At 41.7% G+C, this 17,588-nt stretch carries 16 protein-coding genes; 12 read left to right on the forward strand and 4 right to left on the reverse strand.

Features of this window, described 5'->3' with window-relative positions; all coding sequences use genetic code 11:
• Window positions 1–27 precede the first annotated feature (27 nt).
• From treP to MHH31_RS03795, 5 genes are all read left to right on the forward strand, one after another.
• Window positions 28–1,461 carry a PTS system trehalose-specific EIIBC component gene (gene treP, locus MHH31_RS03775; RefSeq protein WP_008341760.1) on the forward strand — a complete coding sequence of 478 codons (1,434 nt, stop codon included), beginning with the start codon at window positions 28–30 and terminating at the stop codon, window positions 1,459–1,461.
• A gap of 15 nt (window positions 1,462–1,476) precedes the next feature.
• Window positions 1,477–3,177: an alpha,alpha-phosphotrehalase gene (treC, locus tag MHH31_RS03780; RefSeq protein ID WP_342495301.1), complete on the forward strand. Its 1,701-nt coding sequence runs from the start codon at window positions 1,477–1,479 to the stop codon at window positions 3,175–3,177.
• A 19-nt stretch (window positions 3,178–3,196) separates the two neighbouring features.
• Entirely contained in the window at window positions 3,197–3,913 is a 717-nt protein-coding gene (gene treR / locus MHH31_RS03785; RefSeq protein ID WP_007496585.1) for a trehalose operon repressor, read from the forward strand.
• Between the two features lie 64 nt (window positions 3,914–3,977).
• Window positions 3,978–4,412, forward strand: a complete 435-nt coding sequence (locus MHH31_RS03790) for a terpene synthase (RefSeq protein WP_163116607.1) — start codon at window positions 3,978–3,980, stop codon at window positions 4,410–4,412.
• 475 nt (window positions 4,413–4,887) lie between these two features.
• Window positions 4,888–5,880, forward strand: coding sequence for a Two component regulator three Y domain-containing protein (locus tag MHH31_RS03795; RefSeq protein WP_268355662.1), 993 nt, complete (start codon window positions 4,888–4,890; stop codon window positions 5,878–5,880).
• 65 nt (window positions 5,881–5,945) lie between these two features.
• On the opposite strand, the gene MHH31_RS03800 is transcribed toward MHH31_RS03795, so the two are convergent.
• Window positions 5,946–10,226: a multifunctional 2',3'-cyclic-nucleotide 2'-phosphodiesterase/3'-nucleotidase/5'-nucleotidase gene (locus tag MHH31_RS03800; RefSeq protein ID WP_342495302.1), complete on the reverse strand. Its 4,281-nt coding sequence runs from the start codon at window positions 10,224–10,226 to the stop codon at window positions 5,946–5,948.
• 254 nt (window positions 10,227–10,480) lie between these two features.
• Here MHH31_RS03800 and MHH31_RS03805 point away from each other — a divergent pair, with 254 nt between their 5' ends.
• On the forward strand, window positions 10,481–10,999 hold the full coding sequence (locus MHH31_RS03805) for a type 1 glutamine amidotransferase domain-containing protein (protein WP_007496591.1): 519 nt from the start codon (window positions 10,481–10,483) through the stop codon (window positions 10,997–10,999).
• Between the two features lie 107 nt (window positions 11,000–11,106).
• On the opposite strand, the gene MHH31_RS03810 is transcribed toward MHH31_RS03805, so the two are convergent.
• Entirely contained in the window at window positions 11,107–11,322 is a 216-nt protein-coding gene (locus MHH31_RS03810; protein WP_008341757.1) for a DUF1128 domain-containing protein, read from the reverse strand.
• A 75-nt stretch (window positions 11,323–11,397) separates the two neighbouring features.
• Window positions 11,398–12,753, reverse strand: coding sequence for a sodium:alanine symporter family protein (locus tag MHH31_RS03815; protein WP_203144183.1), 1,356 nt, complete (start codon window positions 12,751–12,753; stop codon window positions 11,398–11,400).
• A gap of 174 nt (window positions 12,754–12,927) precedes the next feature.
• On the opposite strand from MHH31_RS03815, the gene MHH31_RS03820 reads away from it, so the two are divergent.
• Genes MHH31_RS03820 through MHH31_RS03835 form a run of 4 tightly spaced genes read left to right on the forward strand, consistent with a single transcriptional unit; the run spans window position 12,928 to window position 14,763 of the window.
• The gene (locus tag MHH31_RS03820; protein WP_008341755.1) at window positions 12,928–13,398 is read left to right on the forward strand and encodes a low molecular weight protein-tyrosine-phosphatase; all 471 of its coding nucleotides are present in this window, start codon (window positions 12,928–12,930) and stop codon (window positions 13,396–13,398) included.
• Between the two features lie 20 nt (window positions 13,399–13,418).
• A complete protein-coding gene (locus MHH31_RS03825) occupies window positions 13,419–13,751 on the forward strand; it encodes a hypothetical protein (protein ID WP_342462360.1) in 333 nt (110 codons plus the stop codon).
• Between the two features lie 18 nt (window positions 13,752–13,769).
• Entirely contained in the window at window positions 13,770–14,588 is an 819-nt protein-coding gene (locus MHH31_RS03830) for a YhjD/YihY/BrkB family envelope integrity protein (protein ID WP_060832167.1), read from the forward strand.
• A 31-nt stretch (window positions 14,589–14,619) separates the two neighbouring features.
• Window positions 14,620–14,763 carry a hypothetical protein gene (locus MHH31_RS03835; RefSeq protein WP_162484020.1) on the forward strand — a complete coding sequence of 48 codons (144 nt, stop codon included), beginning with the start codon at window positions 14,620–14,622 and terminating at the stop codon, window positions 14,761–14,763.
• A gap of 32 nt (window positions 14,764–14,795) precedes the next feature.
• Here the strand turns inward: MHH31_RS03835 and MHH31_RS03840 are convergent, their stop codons facing one another.
• Entirely contained in the window at window positions 14,796–15,977 is a 1,182-nt protein-coding gene (locus MHH31_RS03840; protein WP_342462361.1) for an MFS transporter, read from the reverse strand.
• 75 nt (window positions 15,978–16,052) lie between these two features.
• Here MHH31_RS03840 and MHH31_RS03845 point away from each other — a divergent pair, with 75 nt between their 5' ends.
• Together MHH31_RS03845 and cax are read left to right on the forward strand one after the other, a co-directional pair.
• Window positions 16,053–16,430, forward strand: coding sequence for an OsmC family protein (locus MHH31_RS03845; protein WP_024720244.1), 378 nt, complete (start codon window positions 16,053–16,055; stop codon window positions 16,428–16,430).
• A 65-nt stretch (window positions 16,431–16,495) separates the two neighbouring features.
• A complete protein-coding gene (gene cax / locus MHH31_RS03850; RefSeq protein ID WP_342462362.1) occupies window positions 16,496–17,563 on the forward strand; it encodes a calcium/proton exchanger in 1,068 nt (355 codons plus the stop codon).
• The last annotated feature ends 25 nt before the right edge of the window (window positions 17,564–17,588 follow it).

Here is a 17,588-nt window from a genome sequence, read left to right on the forward strand (position 1 = left end):
TAAAAAAACGATCTCGGAGGGGATAGCATGGCTGATTATCAGACAGCGGCAGATCAGATTGTAAAAGCTATTGGTGGGAAAGAAAACATTGATCAAGCCACACATTGTGTGACAAGACTTCGTTTTGTGCTAAAAGATGAAGGTAAGGTGGATGAGAAAGCACTAGAACAAATTGATGAAGTGAAGGGATCTTTCTCAGCGAATGGCCAATACCAAGTCGTCATTGGTCAAGGAGTGGTGAATCGGGTTTATGCCGAAATGGTCAAACAGACGGGAATCGGCGAAGCGACAAAAGAGGATGTCAAGCGTGCCTCTGATCAGAAATTAAATCCACTTCAGCGTGCGGTGAAAACGCTTGCAGATATCTTTATTCCAATCCTTCCAGCTATCGTGACAGCCGGTTTATTGATGGGGATTAATAATATTTTAACAGCTCCTGATATTTTCTTTGATCAAAAATCCATTGTGGATGTGTATCCGGCATGGGCGGATTTAGCAAATATGATCAACTTGATTGCAGGTACTGCCTTTACCTTTTTGCCAGCATTAATCGGCTGGTCGGCTGTCAAGCGGTTTGGAGGTAATCCGCTTTTAGGGATGGTCCTCGGACTGATGCTTGTACATCCAGATCTGTTGAATGCGTGGGGGTATGGAGCGGCGGAAAAGACAGGTGACATTCCTGTCTGGAATTTGTTTGGACTTGAAGTACAAAAGGTAGGTTACCAAGGGCAGGTTCTTCCGATACTTGTCGCCTCCTATTTACTCGCAAAGCTCGAATTATTTATAACAAAAAGGACACCTGAAAGTATTCAGCTGTTAGTTGTTGCACCAATTACATTACTACTCATTGGATTTTTATCATTTATCGTCATTGGTCCCGTTACATTTGCGATCGGAAACGTTTTAACATCTGGACTCGTCACAGTATTTCAGCAATTCGCAGCACTTGGCGGCCTTTTATATGGCGGATTATATGCAGCGTTAGTCATTACAGGCATGCACCATACGTTCCTAGCAGTCGATATTCAGCTGATTAACTCAAAACTGCACGGCACGTTCCTATGGCCAATGCTCGCCCTGTCTAATATTGCTCAAGGATCAGCGGCACTTGCGATGATGTTTGTCTTAAAAGATGAAAAGCAAAAAGGGCTCTCGCTGACATCAAGTATTTCTGCTTACTTGGGGATTACTGAACCGGCGATGTTTGGGGTGAACTTGCGCTATAGATTCCCGTTTATTTTTGCCCTGATCAGTTCAGGGATAGCTGGTATGTTTATTGCCTCACAAGGGGTACTGGCAAGTTCAGTCGGCGTTGGAGGCATTCCAGGAATCTTCTCGATCATTCCGAAATATTGGGGGGCATTTGCCATCGGAATGGTGATTGTGCTGATCGTCCCATTCATTGGTACCCTTTTATATGCAAAACTTAAGAAGAAGGATGTATCACAAGAACTTAACTAGTGGTGGTGAAGGAAATTGAATCAACAAACAAACGAACCGTGGTGGAAAAAAGCCGTGGTCTATCAAATCTATCCGAAGAGCTTTTTAGACACAACAGGCTCTGGTACAGGTGATATCAATGGTGTGACGAAAAAGCTCGACTATATTAAAGAGCTAGGGGCGGATTGTATTTGGCTGACTCCTATGTATGAGTCACCACAGCATGACAACGGTTATGATATTAGTGATTATACAAAAATCCATGACATGTACGGCACAATGGCCGATTTTGAGCACATGCTGAAAGAAGCACATGAACGAGGGATTCGTGTCATCATGGATCTCGCTGTGAACCATACATCTATTTTCCATGAGTGGTTTCAAGCCTCCCGAGAGTCGAAGGAAAACCCGTATCGAGACTATTATATTTGGAAGGAGCCGAAAGCGGACGGCTCTCCTCCGAATGATTGGCAGTCAAAGTTTGGCGGGCCAGCGTGGGAATTAGATGAAGCGACAGGTGACTATTATCTTCATTTATATGATGTTACCCAGGCAGACCTCAATTGGGAACATGATGAAGTGCGCAGGAAAGTATATGCCATCATGCACTTTTGGTTTGAAAAAGGGATCGATGGATTCAGATTGGATGTCATCAATAACATTTCAAAGGATCAACGCTTTTTAGATGATGCCGGGCAATCAGTGCAAGGTGACGGGCGTATGTACTATACAGATGGGCCGAGAATTCATGAATTCTTGCATGAAATGAACCAGGAAGTGTTTTCGAAATACGATAGCATGACCGTGGGGGAAATGTCTTCAACGAATATTGCAGACTGCATTCGGTATACAAGACCTGATCGGCAGGAGCTGGATATGACGTTTAATTTTCATCATTTAAAAGTTGACTATCCTAACGGTGAAAAGTGGGCCATTGCGCCATTTGATTTTCTAGAGTTGAAATCAATTCTGTCAGAATGGCAGACGAAAATGCATGAGGGCGGCGGCTGGAACGCACTATTTTGGTGCAACCATGATCAGCCACGCATCGTGTCTAGATACGGTGATGATGGCACGTACCATCAGCAATCAGCGAAGATGCTGGCGACCACCATTCATTTGATGCAAGGCACTCCTTATATTTATCAAGGTGAAGAAATTGGGATGAAGAATCCTCGTTTTGAGGACATTTCGTCATACCGTGATATCGAATCACTGAATATGTACGAAGTCATGCTTGAAAAAGGGAAAACAAAGGAAGAAGCTTTGGCGATTTTACAGGTCAAATCAAGAGATAACGCAAGGACACCTATGCAATGGACTTCGGGAAAAAATGTGGGGTTCTCAAAAGGTACGCCTTGGATTGAACCAGCTCAAAACGGCATTTCAGTAGAAGCTGCCTTAAAAGATGAGACGTCGATTTTTTATCATTATCAAGCCCTTTGTAGACTTCGCAAAGAACTTGATGTGATCACCTATGGAAGCTTTACTTTACTGCTTTCAGATGATCCAAAGGTGTTTGCGTATGTCCGAGAAGGCAAAGATGAGAAGATTCTCGTGATCAACCATTTTTATGCAGGCGAGACGGACTTTACACTTCCAGATGAGCTTGCAAAGGATGTAAATGAAATGGAAGGGCAAGTCCTGTTGTCCAATTATGAGGATGTGCCGGCAGATATCAAGGGATTTACGTTGCGCCCATATGAGTCAATCGTTTATCATTTAACCAAACGCTAGTAAATGGGGCGGAAGGAAAATGAAAGAGAATAAGTTTCGAGTGATTTATGATCAGCTCGCAAGACGAATTGAACAAGGTGAATGGCAGGATAAAGGCATCCTCCCATCAGAACATGAGCTGTCTGTCATGTATGACACATCCCGTGAGACGGTGAGAAAGGCATTAAACATCCTTGTGCAAAATGGCTATATCCAAAAAATTCGTGGGAAAGGCTCAGTATTGCTGAATCGAGAGAAAATGCAGTTCCCAGTTTCGGGTCTTGTCAGCTTTAAAGAGCTTTCCCAAACGCTTGGACGCAAGACGGTAACAACGGTTCATGAGTTCGGTTTAATCAAGCCAGATCAGTATATTCAGTCTCAGCTGAAAATCAGTGGGCAGGAGGACGTTTGGGAAGTCATTCGCTCTCGCAATATTAGCGGAGAAGAAGTCATTTTAGACAAAGATTACTTTTTGCAAAAACATGTGCAGGTCTTGTCTAAGGACATTTGTGAAGGATCGATCTACGAGTATATTGAAGGAGAACTTGGGGTCTCGATTAGTTATGCTCAAAAGGAATTTGTGGTCGAGCCATGTACTGAAGAAGATGAGAGGTATCTCGATTTGAACGGGTTTGATCATGTGGTGGTGGTGAAGAATTATGTGTTCTTGGAGGATACGAGTCTATTCCAATACACCGAAAGCCGCCACCGGCTAGATCGTTTCAGGTTCGTGGATTTTGCTAGAAGAGAGAAATAGACAGGGCCGAGGCTCTGTCTATTTCAGGTTGTAGGGAAACAAGAGCAACATTCTAGGAGGACAAATGATCAGACTGAATAGACCATTAAAATTAAGAGATTTAGAAATTTTTAGCGTGATGAAAGATCACAGGATTTTATGTTATGTCATCATTGAAGACACGCGAAAACCGTTTACGGAAGAAGATAGAAAATTAGAGCCATTATGTTATATGGATGAAGAAGACATTCAAGCGATTTTGAATGTATTTCATATTTCAATTATCAGTGATGAAACATTAAATGAAGAAGATTTAACCCTTGTGAAATCGTACTTTGCTGAATTTGTGAATAACACGAACTTAACGAATTTCATTACGAGAGAATATGTTCAAAAGGATTTATATGCCGTTGATGATGAAGATGATATCACGTTCTTTAATAGAATGCTGCGTCATATAGGGTCAGATGATGTGAAAGAATTTGATGACCGTAATTGGATGTATTTATCCCAAGATTGATAGTGAGATGCAAAAAAGGACAGAGCTTCGGCTCTGTCCTTTTCTTTTAGGAAGACATCTTGATTCGTATATTGAAAGTCATTCAAGATACATAAAAATCCAATGATATCAAAAGATAATGTGGTTATCAGCGGAAGTCACCGATTTGGAAACCATTTTACCCAGTCTGATACTTATACCAGAAAATGAATTAATCTAGAACATGAAGACAGTATGCAAAAGAGTTTCTGCTATTAAATTAGTAGAAAAAAAGGTTGCTGGGTCTCGAATTCTGTATATTATTTTGTAATGAAATGATAATATATATATAGGATTTAGGGAGGATGTACTAATAGAAGAAAAATTTGTGTATTCTATTTTATAAAAAAGTGCATTAAAAGAAGATCAAGAAATTGAAAGTAAGAACGAGGAAGTAGTGTCCCTCCTAAATATAAAAGAAAATAACATAATGAAAAATTTTGTGGAGAGTGAATGAATGTTTAAGGATGAAAAAACTTTCGATAGTGAAAAGAGTGTAAAGTATGTATTTAGAAAATCTTTCAAAGAAACAGATGCGCTTGTCATTGTCTTTTCTGCATTCCAAAAAATTGGTTCACCACCTAGCTATAACTATGTTCGAACGATAGAAGAGTTTGATTGCAATAAATTGTTCATACTAGATGATTTCGGGGCAAGGGCTTCTTATTATTTGTGTGAAAATAGGGACTTTTCGATTGAACGCTCGGTAATAAAATTGATCAGGAAAATCATCGAAGAAAATGACATAAAGACAGTCATATCTGCTGGATCTAGCAAAGGTGGATACGCTGCAATGTATTATGGAATAAAATACGGATTCGATTATATAATTTCTGCTTCTCCGCAATATTTACTAGGTGACTATTTACTAAAACAAACGAGAACGAACGAAGTTGTAAAATTTATGGCCGGGAATGACTTAGAGGGAGATCATATTTTTTTAAACACGATAATGAAAAATATGATAATCAAAACTCACAACAAGCCAAATATTTTAATACATTTAGGTAAAGGCGAAATGCATTATCAAAAACATGTACTGCCTTTAACGAAAGATCTAGATGATGCTGGATTACAATATAATCTCGACCTAGGAGATTATGATAAACATAGTGATGTAGCAAAGGCATTTCCACCAATATTAAAGGGGAAAATAAGGGAATATATAGGATACCCAAGTCTGGATATTGAGATTCAAAGGAACAATGTTGATGGTAGTTGTAAATTTATTGCAAAAACAGAGACTGATAATAAAGTTGCTTGGTATGTCTATCAAAACAATAAAAAGATAGATGCAAAAAACTATTCACTAGACAAATTTTATGATTTAAAGACAACAAATCATGGGGAATACAAAGTTAAGGCATTTGCACAAAATGAGAAAGGGCTAAAGGTATCTTTATTTTCCGAGCCAATCATTATTCAAATGGAACAAACTATTCAGTCGTAATTAGTTAAAGGAAGACAAAATCATTGCATGAAAAAAGACAGAGCCGAAGCTCTGTCCTTTTTCTATTAAGATGATACTTTGTCTCGTGTGCGCTTGCGCTGGTAGTAATAAAGGATACCGCCTGAGGCGAGCATGAGCAAGCCAATTAATACCGCTGTATACATCATCGTTGCAGTATTCGGCAGTGTGCCGCCTGGCATGCCGCTTCCATCCTGACTTGGATCCGAACCGCCTGGAGCAGAAGTTCCACCGTCTCCGCCATTTTGGTCTGGAGCTGTTCCAGCAGCTTCACTTTGATTGAGTACGGTGTATTCACTAAAGTGCTCCGTTTTACCTGAGACAATCCCGTTTTCGAATGAACCGTTACTTGTTTTGGCATAGCGGTTTTTCTCACGATCGACATAATAGACACCTGGTTTTTTCGCTTTTTCAGGCGCATCTAATGTAAAGAACAGTGTGACGGGATCTTTAAAGGTAGACACATTTTTCTGATCTTGTTTGATTTGGAAATCGTATGTGTCGGTTAATGCGTTTTTCACCTTATTTGTTTTTGCCATTGATATATCTGCTTGTTGCTCTGACAAATTGGAGAGCGGTAATGCTAGACCGACTTTGTCATGATAGATGGTGACGTTTGGATCTTGCTCTCGTTTCTTCAATTCAGCTACTTGCCCTTTTGATAGAGACAATCGAACCTTTTTCGCTTCGGTTGCTTTGTCTAAATAGAGCAATGCTTTGTTCGTATGCTGCACATACGTTTGGAATTTCTCATCATCTTGAATGTCATAGACGCCTTTTCCTTTCAAGCGAGGAAGGAATACTTCTTTCACTCGATGGTCGATGACTGGAGAGATATGACCGTCTGCCTGTTCAATTTGTTCTTTGAAGATTTCATAGTCAACATAGCCTAAGTCTTCACCATGAGACGCTTCTGTAAAGACGCTGTAGCCATCACCGCCTGTGCCGACGAATGCGTTAGTCGCCACGCGGTATGTTTTCTGATCATCAATGTCAGTCAGATTGCCCTTTTGATCTTTCAATTTGACATCAATCAGTCTGCTGCCAGCTGGTTTACTCAGTGTAAACGTATATTCAATACCGGCTACATGAGGGAATGCGCCTCCGCCTTCTTCAATGCCTGAAAGACCTTGTTCAAGCGCTTTTTTAATTTGACTGCCTTTTAAATCTGCGACATATAGTGTGTTTCCAAAAGGCATCACAGTTAAAATATCCCCTAATGTGATATCTCCTTTTTCAATGCTGCCTCGAATACCGCCGCCGTTTGTAATGGCAAGGTCAGCCCCAGCAGATTCTTGTGCTTTCTTTAACATGCCATCTGCAATAAAGTTTCCTAGGTTTGTTTCCTTTGCACGGACGTGTTCACGCTGTCCATCTAAGAAAACATCTGACGTCCCGACTTTTTCGGTTTTTAAATCTTGGATATCTGCCTTGTACTGATCAAGAATCGCTTTTGCGTCCGCATCTTCTTTCACAGAGTCGTCGATCGTGATGAGGTCAAAAGTAGATTCTTTTGGCTGTACGACGCCTTTTTTGTCAAAGGCCACGTCTACTTTTCCTAAAAATTGTCCGTAGTCTTTTACTTGCGCAACAATCGTTGGTTCTTTTTTATTGATGACCTTTAATTTTTCAACAAGGGTGTGGGTATGACCACCAATGATGAGATCAATGCCATCTACTTTTTGAGCCAGTTCTAGATCACGGTTATAGCCAATATGTGTGAGCGCAATAATTTTATTGATTTTTTCTTCAGTTTGAATGGTTTTGACTGTTTCTTTTGCTTTTTTGTATGCATCTTGAAATTGAATGTTGGGACCACTGCTGGATGTAATCGCTGTGTCTTCAGTGGTTAGACCGAATACAGCGACCTTTTCACCATTTACATCAAGTAGAATGTAAGGGTAAATGCCAGCTTCTTTTTTCTCACCAGCTTTAAATGTTGCTGGTTTTTTCACTAAGTCGCTTAACTGTTTTTCCTTAGAGACATTCACGTTTGATGACACGATCGGGAAGTTCGGTTTTTCAAATTGATGACGGTTTTTAGCATCTACGCTGGATGCGTCACCTGTCAGGAATTGACGAAGGACAGATGGACCTTTGTCAAATTCATGATTCCCAAACGTCATGACATCGTATTTCATTAAGTTCATCAGTTTCAGATCGGCAAGTCCTTGCCATTTTGTGAAATAGAGATCACCAGAGAAGACATCTCCAGCGTCTAATAGAATATTGTTTTCGCTTTGGTTGCGAACTTCTTTGATCTTGGTTGCGCGTCTTGCTGCATCATCCAGATGGGCATGTGTATCGTTTGTATGCATCACCGTTAAATGCCAATTGTCTGTTGCAGGTGGTTCTGTTGTACCATCATCTTTAAACGCTAGCTTGTACACGCCAAGTCCGTCTGTGCTGGCATTCCGAATAAAGTCGACGCTGCTTGATTTCTCTGCGAACGGTTTGGCTAAAAGAGAAGATTCAAAAGTGACGGTTGCGCCTTTGATCGGTGCAATGGACCAGTTTTGATCTGCGCTTGGGTTAATGGTTTTTTGTTCAATAATATAATCCATCAGCACTTGGCGGTTCTCATCTGCTGAGGCGAGCACGACTTTATCTTGTGTGAGGTGCGGGAAGCCTCCGCCGCCAGATGCACGGTAGTTGTTTGTCACGACTAAAAATTCTTGATTGTCAGAAACGGGTTTTCCGTTGTAAGACAAGTTTTTGATGCGGTTCGCACTAGCGTTAACAAGTGTGCCTGTTGTGCTGTATTTAGCAGGCTGTGTGACATCTACTTGGTACGTCACACCATCAATCACATCAAAATTATATGAGCGGTATTCTTCGTTTAAAATAGGCTGTTCATTTGAAGTATTTGGTTTAATTTGGTTAAACTGACCTACAGACATTTCAAGCCAGTCTTTTACTTCACTGCCTTTTAGTTTTACAATCTGTACGGTGTTATCGTAAAGATAGAGATCGCCGATGTTTTTAATCGCTAAATCACCTTTTGCGATATTTGTATAATAGTTCACACCGTTGCGTCCGCCGGCTTTAAATGGCGCACCCGCAGAGAGAATCGGCAAGTTTTTGTACGAAGTATCTTTCATTTTTTCTTGTGCATACCATTTCTGGGCATCTGTCACGATTTGAATAGAAGGGTCATCCATTACTTGAGCGAAAAAGCTGTTAATGTCTGCTTCTGTTTTTCCAACTGGCTTTCTGACATAATCTAGGGTGTTTTGGTGAGTTGTTTGAATGGCATTTTTCACTGTACTGTTTTGAGATGTTACCCCGGCAACGGATTCAATTTTGCCTGTTCCGTCTGTGACTTTCCAGTTGCTGCCGTCTGGTTCTAGCGTTAGATCAATGACCCCGAGGTAGCTTCCCCAGTTTTTTGACATGACGACAGGAATGCCATTAATGGTTCCCTTTGCGACATCAAATTTGTCAACGCCGCTATATTCAGCGCTTGGGAATGTGCCATGCTGGTGGCCAGACACAATCGCATCAATGCCTTTTGTTTTCGTGGCAAGGTCAAAGATCATATTTTCTGATCCTTTAGGTGAAGCTGTTTTTTCAATTCCTGTATGAGCAAGAGCGACGATGACATCTGCGCCTTTTGCTTTCATTTCTGGAATGGTTTCATTGGCAGACTCCACAATATCTTGCACTTGAACTTGTCCATCTAAATGTTTCTTATCCCACGTCATAATTTGTGGTGGTACGAATCCTATGTAACCGACTTTCACAGTTTGGGAGGCTCCGTTTGCATCTTTAAAGGTTTTATCCTGAATGACATAAGGAGTAAATCGGTGTTCTCCGTTTAACTTTTTGACGTTCGCATTGACAATCGGGAAGTTGGCGCCCGCAATGGTACCGTCAAGAAAAGATAAACCGTAGTTAAATTCATGATTGCCGAGTGTACCTGCATCATATTTTAATTTGTTGAGTGTATGAATAATGGGGTGAACCTTTGTTTGATTGATGATGCTGTCTTTTTCATTTTTATAAACGTATTCTCCAAGAGGGGTTCCTTGAATCAGGTCTCCGTTATCAACAAGGAGTGTATTGGGATTTTGTGAACGGTGCTTGTCAATCAGCTCGGCTGTTTTTGCCAAACCGAATTCATTTGTTTCTTTGTCGCTGTAGTAATCGTAATTCATCATGTTCGCATGAACATCCGTTGTGGCTAAGATACTGACCTTTACGGCGCTGCCGCTTTCTGTTTCTGCATGAGTAGGTACTGCTGGGAGAATGAGACTAATCAACATCATGGAAGTGAGCAGAATAGACAGGTTTTTCCTTCGTTTAGACCTATGTGCTTGCTTCTTCACCTGATCTCCGCCTTTCTAATTTTTTTGACCACAATACCTATTGTAGAAATGTTTCGTTAACTTTTGTAGTTATTTTTTGCAGATTATTGTAAAGATAACATAAATCATACGAATTACCTTGTTAAGGGAATGTGAATGAGTCTAAATGCTTATTTTTCTGAAAGGGGGTTTTCTCATAGGGATAGGATGTTTGATTTCAATTGGCGGGGGTATAGTGTGTAGTGTAAACGATAATCAAGCAGGAGGGTTTCTACATGGGTAAGAAAATTGCAGTTGTCTTAACAGATTACTTTGAGGATGTTGAATTCACCGAGCCTGCAAAAGCCTTTAAAGACGCAGGCCATGAGATCACAGTAATTGAAAACGAAAAAGGAAAAACAGTGAAAGGAAAGCAAGGAGAGGCAGAAGTAAGAGTCGATGCGTCTATCGATAACGTGAAACCAGAAGACTTCGATGCACTTCTGATTCCTGGCGGCTTCTCACCAGACATTCTGCGTGCGGATGATCGCTACGTGCAATTCACAAAAGCCTTTATGGACGAGAAAAAACCAGTATTTGCGATCTGTCATGGGCCGCAATTGCTTATTACAGCGAAGACGCTGGAAGGAAGAGGCGCGACCGGCTATACATCCATTCAAGTAGATATGGAAAACGCAGGCGCCAAATTCAAAGATGAAGAAGTCGTCGTTTGTCAGGATCAGCTTGTCACAAGCCGTACACCTGATGACATTCCAGCATTTAACCGTGAATCATTAAAACTGCTCGCCAAATAAGTAGTTTTGACAGGATAAACAAAGCCAGCACCTTGCGAGGTGCTGGCTTTTTCTGTGCATGGATGTAAGAAAGCGGCGTCAACCGCAATTCAGTATCAGGTGCACGATTATTTTCTTAAGCTTTTCAGCTCGCTTGCAATGGCTTGCATTTCACTTGGGCTGAATGAAGATTTTTTCATCACCATTTGGTGAAGAAATTCAATATCTTCATACTTATCTGGACTGAAGTCTTCGGCTTTGATGACTCCAATATTCAGCATATTGAGCTTTTGCGAAATGTCTTCAATCAGCTGATTGACTTCAGCCGCTTTTTGCTGTGACAAGGGCGGCACGTCCTTTCCTGCATGTGTCGAATAATATGTCTATTTTAACAGAAAAGCAAAAGAATAAAAGGGCTATTATGACGACACTGAAATGTTTTTTTCCTTTTTCTCCTCTTTGATCTTATCAATGATTCGTTTGGATTCAAACACCACAACACCTGATAAACCGATGAGGCCAATTAAGTTTGGAATGGCCATCAGTCCATTGAGCATGTCTGCTACGCCCCAAACGAAGTCATTCTTAAACACGGCACCGAAAAAGACAGCTATCACAAACACGATACGGTAATACATGACGTACGAATCCTTCGCCAAATATGTAAAGCATTTCTCTCCATAATAGGACCAGCCAATGATGGTTGAATAGGCAAACAGGAGCAGCCCGATTGCCACGATGGTTGAGCCAGCTGGACCGAGGAAGTGAGCAAAGGATAACGAAGTCAGCGCATCACTTTTTTCTGTTAAATACATATCTGCCATGACAATCGTAATGCCAGTGATAGAACAAACAATGATGGTGTCAATAAACACTTGCGTCATAGAGACGAGAGCTTGACGGGCAGGCATATCCGTTTTCGCAGCTGCAGCAGCAATTGGTGCTGATCCAAGACCAGCTTCATTGGAAAAGACTCCTCGTGCGACACCCCAGCGAATGACAGTTCCAATTGCACCACCTGCTACGGCTTGACCTGTAAAGGCATCTGAGAAAATAAGACTGACTGCACCAGGAACAAGATCAGCATTCATGACAAGAATGATGAGCCCGCAAATGACGTAAAATAAAGCCATGACTGGTACAAAAATAGATGTCACTCGGCCGATACTTTTAATTCCGCCTAAAATCACGAGTGCCGTAAAGGCAGTAATGATGATACCTGTTACCCATGTTGGAATTTGAAAAGTAGAATTCATGACGCCTGAGATGGAATTAGACTGTACCAGGTTGCCGATCCCAAAGGCAGCACTGGCACCGAAAACAGCAAATAGCACCCCTAGCCATCTCTGTTTTAAGCCATGCTCTAAATAATACATAGGTCCGCCAGACATTTCGCCTTTTTCGTTTTTGACCCTGTATTTTACAGCCAGAACAGCTTCTGCAAACTTGGTGGCCATCCCGAAAAATGCAGCAAACCACATCCAAAATACTGCACCAGGACCACCTGCAATGACAGCTGAGGCAACACCGACGATATTCCCAGTACCGACAGTTGCAGCAAGAGCCGTCATTAATGCTTGGAAATGGGAGATATCTCCCTCTGATGTTTTGTCTTGTTTTGAAAAAGCGAGCTTTAAAGAATAAGGAAGTAATCTAATTTGAATGAAGAGGATCCGAAAGGTGAGGTAGATTCCAGTACCAACAATTAAAATTAATAGGGGAGGCCCCCACAAAAAATTGTTCATCGTCGTGACAAACTGCTCAATGATTCCCATCTAATGTCCCCCTTTGTTTGTGTAATTCTCCTAAAGTTTCTCCTTTTTTTGTGTATTTTGTCAATGCCGATGGGAGTTTTTCTTGCAAAGTTTCCAAAAGAAAAAGGGCTTGATATGATAGAGAAAAGGTTTTCCAAAGGGACTCTTAGGGAAAAGATAGGAGGAGAATGAAGGATGATTCATGTATTATTTGTGTGCCTCGGCAATATTTGCAGGTCACCGATGGCAGAGGCGATGTTTAGAAAACGTGTCGAAGACGAAGGGCTGAGTGAACACTTTGTGATTGATTCAGCAGGCATTGGCGGCTGGCATCAAGGCAGTCCTCCGCATGAAGGAACACGTAAGCTGCTTGATGAAAAGGGCATCAGCTATGAAGGAATGACGGCAAGACAAATCATGGATAAGGATATCACCACATACGACTATATCATTGCGATGGATGCTGAAAATGTAGGCGCCCTCCGCAGTTTAGCCGGCTATGGAAAACATCACTTTATTGGCCGTCTTCTTGACTTTGTAGAAGACGACGATCGAGACGATGTGCCAGATCCTTATTACACTGGGAACTTTGAGGAAGTACATGATTTAATTGAAACAGGAATTGATCGTTTTTTGACGTATGTAAAAAAAGAGAAACACCTTTAACGGAAAGGAGATCAGATGAGATGAAAGAGAACAAACAAATCATGCTTCGGGGAGCTGTTATAGGCGCAGCCTGCGGCATATTGCTGACATTATTTCATCGTCCAACAAGAACTGTACTGAAAGAAAAATGGAATGACTGCCAGCAAAAGCTGGATGAATACCGCCTGGAGCCTGGCAAGATGTCTGCTTGCGTAAAGGAAAAAATGGAAGAAACGAAGCAATTGATGAGAACAGTCTCAGATGATTTGTCTTTTCTGAATGAACAGGTGAATCAGTTAAAGGAAACAACACCAAAGGTATTAGAGATTATTGAAGAAACAAAGGATCACTTTCAAAAGAAACAGAAAGATTGATCATTGGAGATGAGACGTATGGGTTTTGTTAAAGCGTTAATTGGACGCTTTTTGCTGCATGAAGGACCGGCAAAATCAGCTGAGCTTGCGTATTTCTTTTTGCTTTCATTATTTCCGTTTCTCATCTTCGTGCTGACGCTTGTTGGTTATTTGCCGCTGACATCAAAGGATGTTCTAAGCGTCATTTCTGGTTATGCGCCAGAGGGAGCGCTTTCGATGATTGAATCCATTGCCGAAGAGACGCTGAATAACCGTAACGGCGGATTGTTGTCATTCGGGATTATTGCGGCACTCTGGTCTGCATCCAACGGTATTAATGCGGTGGTCAGAGCATTTAACCATGCTTACGAAGTTGAGGAAAATCGTTCCTTCATTCTCGTACGTTTAACATCGATCATCTTAACCATTGCGATGGTGCTTACGATTATTTTTGCCTTGATGCTGCCTGTCTTTGGAAAAGAGCTTGGCTTATTCGTTGCCAAATTAGTAGGGCAGTCAGATGCCTTTCTCACCATTTGGACCGCCATGAGATGGATTATTAGTCCACTGATTTTACTGATTGTTTTTACATCCCTATATTATTTTGCCCCTAATATCAGGCTGAAATTGAAATTTGTGCTACCGGGTGCCATATTCGCTTCTGTTGGCTGGATTCTCGTCAGCATGCTGTTCTCATTTTATGTAGGCGAATTTGCCAACTATAGTGCGATGTACGGAAGCATTGGGGGAATCATTATATTAATGATCTGGTTTTATTTAACCGGCATTATGATCATCCTCGGCGGCGAGCTCAATGCGCTTTTACATAAGCGTAAAATCGTACCAGGCAAGCTGTAAAGAAAACCGGGCATCCTAAAGGAGAACGAACATGTTCAATCTTGACGGATGGGGGAATAACGAATGTCTAAACAATCGAAAAAAGGCGGAAGCAACACAAAACAAAACAAAGGCCATCAGCCAAAGCACAAAACAAGTGGAAGTGCGAATGGGCAAAATGGGTATCACTAGATGAAAAAACTCCTCTGCATAGGTGCAGGGGAGTTTTTAATGAGAAATGGATTCGTTTGGAGTGTCGACCACTGACTGTGTACGCCCAAATCGAACACAACAAAACACAAATAAAATCACAATGCTGACAAGGTAAAGTAAATTCATGCCCTCGAACGTCTGCACAAAGAATCCGCCAAGAACCGGACCGAGAATACTTCCTGCACTAAACGCCATACCGCACATCAAATTCCCAGCAGGCAGCAGATGCTTTGGCAATAAGTCCGTCATATAACTGATGCCAAGTGAGAAGGTCGAACCTACAGCCATACCTGCGATAAAGAAACAGATCGCAACAGCCAAAACGGACTGAATGAAAATCCCTGCTAAAAGGAAAAAGAATGAACCGACGAGTGTCACAACTAAAATCATGCGTCGTCTGCCGAAACGGTCACTCAGCATCCCAAGAGGAAGCTGAAAAACAATACTCCCAATCGCAAACGCAGGTAAAATAAACGCAACAGCATCTATCGTCACCCCGCTTCTCAGCGCATACACAGGGAAGTTACTATTGAGCGTCGTTTCTAAAAAGCCATAGCAAAACGGCATCATAAACGCTACCCAGCCAAATTGAAACGCCTTCTTGAAGCGCTTCAAACTATTTGTCTGCTCTGACGTCTGCATTTCACCTGTATCAGGATATGTATTTTTTAAAACAAACACAAGCAGCCAAATACACAAACTAACTGCACCAGACACAATAAACGGCAAGGATGGATTGATTTCAATGAGTGGTGTTAAAAAAGGGCCAGCGGCAAAACCGAGACCAAATGATAACCCATACAATGAAATATTTCGCCCGCGATTTCTAGATGATGAGGCATAGGTTACCCACGTCTGTGTGGAGAAATGAAGCATATGATCACCGATGCCAATCATCAGCCGCAAGAAGAACCAGACGACATAAGATTGAATAAAGACAAAGCTAAACAAACTTAAAAAGACAGCAGCGCCCCCAATGACGATTAATGGTTTAAATCCGAAGCGGCGCAGCGGGGCTTCCATAAAAGGAGACGCAAGCAACACGCCGAGATATAAGCCGGTGGCATGCAGTCCGTTTAACGTCGGGGAAGTGCCGGCATGTTCGAAAATAATCGAAATAACTGGCAGTAACGCTCCCTGCGAAAAACCAGATACGGATACAAGTAAAATTAAAATCATAAAATGAATTCTCGACATAAGAAGCTCCTTACAAGTTCATGCTTTCATCGTACAATGGAACCATAGGGGTTTCAATAGAAAGGTGGAAAAGGAATGAAGCTGATATACGAAAATGATCGGTGGGTCGCAAATGCTGATCAAAGGCAGCTGTCTATTTCGGGAAATAAAGAAGCGGGATACAGGCCGTATCAATTGTTCACCTCGGCTATTGCGGGCTGTTTTGGAGAAATGGTCATTCATGTATGCCGGAAAAAACGAATATCCTATCAAGGACTGACCATTACGCCTGAAACGACAAGAGAAGGAACTGTAAACAAAATCACTCATATTCATTTACATATGATCTTTGAAAGCATCAGCACCTCTGATGAACAGCTGGAAAAAGTAATGAAACTTGCGTTGAAGCATTGCTCCATGGTGCAATCCGTGAAAGGAACGATTGATATCACCCTTTCACACGAACGAATCTAAATGTATATGATGCCGGCACTCACGAAAGAATAACAGTCAGATATGATGTAAAGGAGATTGGCTGTATGAATCGTTTGTTTCTTGTGATTGTCGCAATCGGTGTTCCATTATCTGTAATTGGCAGTTTTCTTCATTTCCCACAGGCTGTCATGTTCGCCGTCTATTGTATCGCCATCATCGGTCTTGCAAGTTTTATGGGAAGAGCGACAGAGAGTCTTGCCATTATAGCGGGACCAAGAATTGGCGGTTTGTTAAACGCTACTTTTGGAAATGCAGTTGAATTAATCATTTCATTTTTTGCATTAAAACAAGGACTCACCGCTATTGTCCTTGCTTCACTCACTGGCTCAGTGATCGGCAATTTACTGCTCGTGGCTGGACTGTCATTTTTCGTTGGCGGATTGAAATTTAAACGACAAGAGTTCAATGTCCACGATGCAAGGCATAACTCTGGGCTGCTTATGTTTGCGATTATTGTGGCATTTGTCATTCCAGAAGTCTTTTCCATGGGGATGGCAGAAGATCGTCAATTTGTTTTAAGTATCGGCATTAGCATCGTGATGATTTTGCTTTATGTCGCAGCACTCTATTTCAAACTGGTCAGCCACAGAGGTGTTTATGTTGCCAAGCAGGAAATTGCTGAAGGGGAAGCAGCGACGGAAAAAGAAACACCAGAGTGGTCGGGGAAGTTTGCCACGGCGATTTTACTCCTTGCGACAATTGCTGTGGCGTATATTTCAGAGCGGCTCGTCCATACATTTGACACAGTCGGAGAACAGTTTGGCTGGAGTGAGCTGTTTATCGGGGTCATCATTGTTGCGATTGTCGGTAATGCAGCAGAACACGCTTCTGCTGTCATTATGGCATATAAAAACAAAATGGATGTCGCGGTCGAAATTGCTTTCGGTTCCACGCTTCAAGTCGCCATGATGGTCGCACCGATCCTTGTGATCAGCTCTCTGTTTTTTGAAAAGCAAATGCCACTGATCTTCTCATTACCAGAGCTCATTGCCATGGCATCCGCTGTTTTACTAACGGTCATCCTTTCAAATGATGGGGATACGAACTGGTTTGAAGGTGCTACATTGCTCGCTGCCTATTTCATTATGGCGATTGGATTTTTCCTTTTATAATCTTTTGTGGATAAGGGACGTCTTT

The organism is Bacillus sp. FSL K6-1033 (genome assembly GCF_038630765.1).
Taxonomy (GTDB): domain Bacteria; phylum Bacillota; class Bacilli; order Bacillales; family Bacillaceae; genus Bacillus; species Bacillus altitudinis.

Excerpts from the sequence above, each read along its gene's own strand:
- treP (WP_008341760.1), top strand. The coding sequence starts at position 28 with ATGGCTGATTATCAGACAGCGGCAGATCAGATTGTAAAAGCTATTGGT.
- treR (WP_007496585.1), top strand. The coding sequence starts at position 3,197 with ATGAAAGAGAATAAGTTTCGAGTGATTTATGATCAGCTCGCAAGACGA.
- MHH31_RS03790 (WP_163116607.1), top strand. The coding sequence starts at position 3,978 with ATGATCAGACTGAATAGACCATTAAAATTAAGAGATTTAGAAATTTTT.
- MHH31_RS03795 (WP_268355662.1), top strand. The coding sequence starts at position 4,888 with ATGTTTAAGGATGAAAAAACTTTCGATAGTGAAAAGAGTGTAAAGTAT.
- MHH31_RS03805 (WP_007496591.1), top strand. The coding sequence starts at position 10,481 with ATGGGTAAGAAAATTGCAGTTGTCTTAACAGATTACTTTGAGGATGTT.
- MHH31_RS03815 (WP_203144183.1), bottom strand. The coding sequence starts at position 12,753 with ATGGGAATCATTGAGCAGTTTGTCACGACGATGAACAATTTTTTGTGG.
- MHH31_RS03820 (WP_008341755.1), top strand. The coding sequence starts at position 12,928 with ATGATTCATGTATTATTTGTGTGCCTCGGCAATATTTGCAGGTCACCG.
- MHH31_RS03825 (WP_342462360.1), top strand. The coding sequence starts at position 13,419 with ATGAAAGAGAACAAACAAATCATGCTTCGGGGAGCTGTTATAGGCGCA.
- MHH31_RS03830 (WP_060832167.1), top strand. The coding sequence starts at position 13,770 with ATGGGTTTTGTTAAAGCGTTAATTGGACGCTTTTTGCTGCATGAAGGA.
- MHH31_RS03835 (WP_162484020.1), top strand. The coding sequence starts at position 14,620 with ATGTTCAATCTTGACGGATGGGGGAATAACGAATGTCTAAACAATCGA.
- MHH31_RS03840 (WP_342462361.1), bottom strand. The coding sequence starts at position 15,977 with ATGTCGAGAATTCATTTTATGATTTTAATTTTACTTGTATCCGTATCT.
- MHH31_RS03845 (WP_024720244.1), top strand. The coding sequence starts at position 16,053 with ATGAAGCTGATATACGAAAATGATCGGTGGGTCGCAAATGCTGATCAA.
- cax (WP_342462362.1), top strand. The coding sequence starts at position 16,496 with ATGAATCGTTTGTTTCTTGTGATTGTCGCAATCGGTGTTCCATTATCT.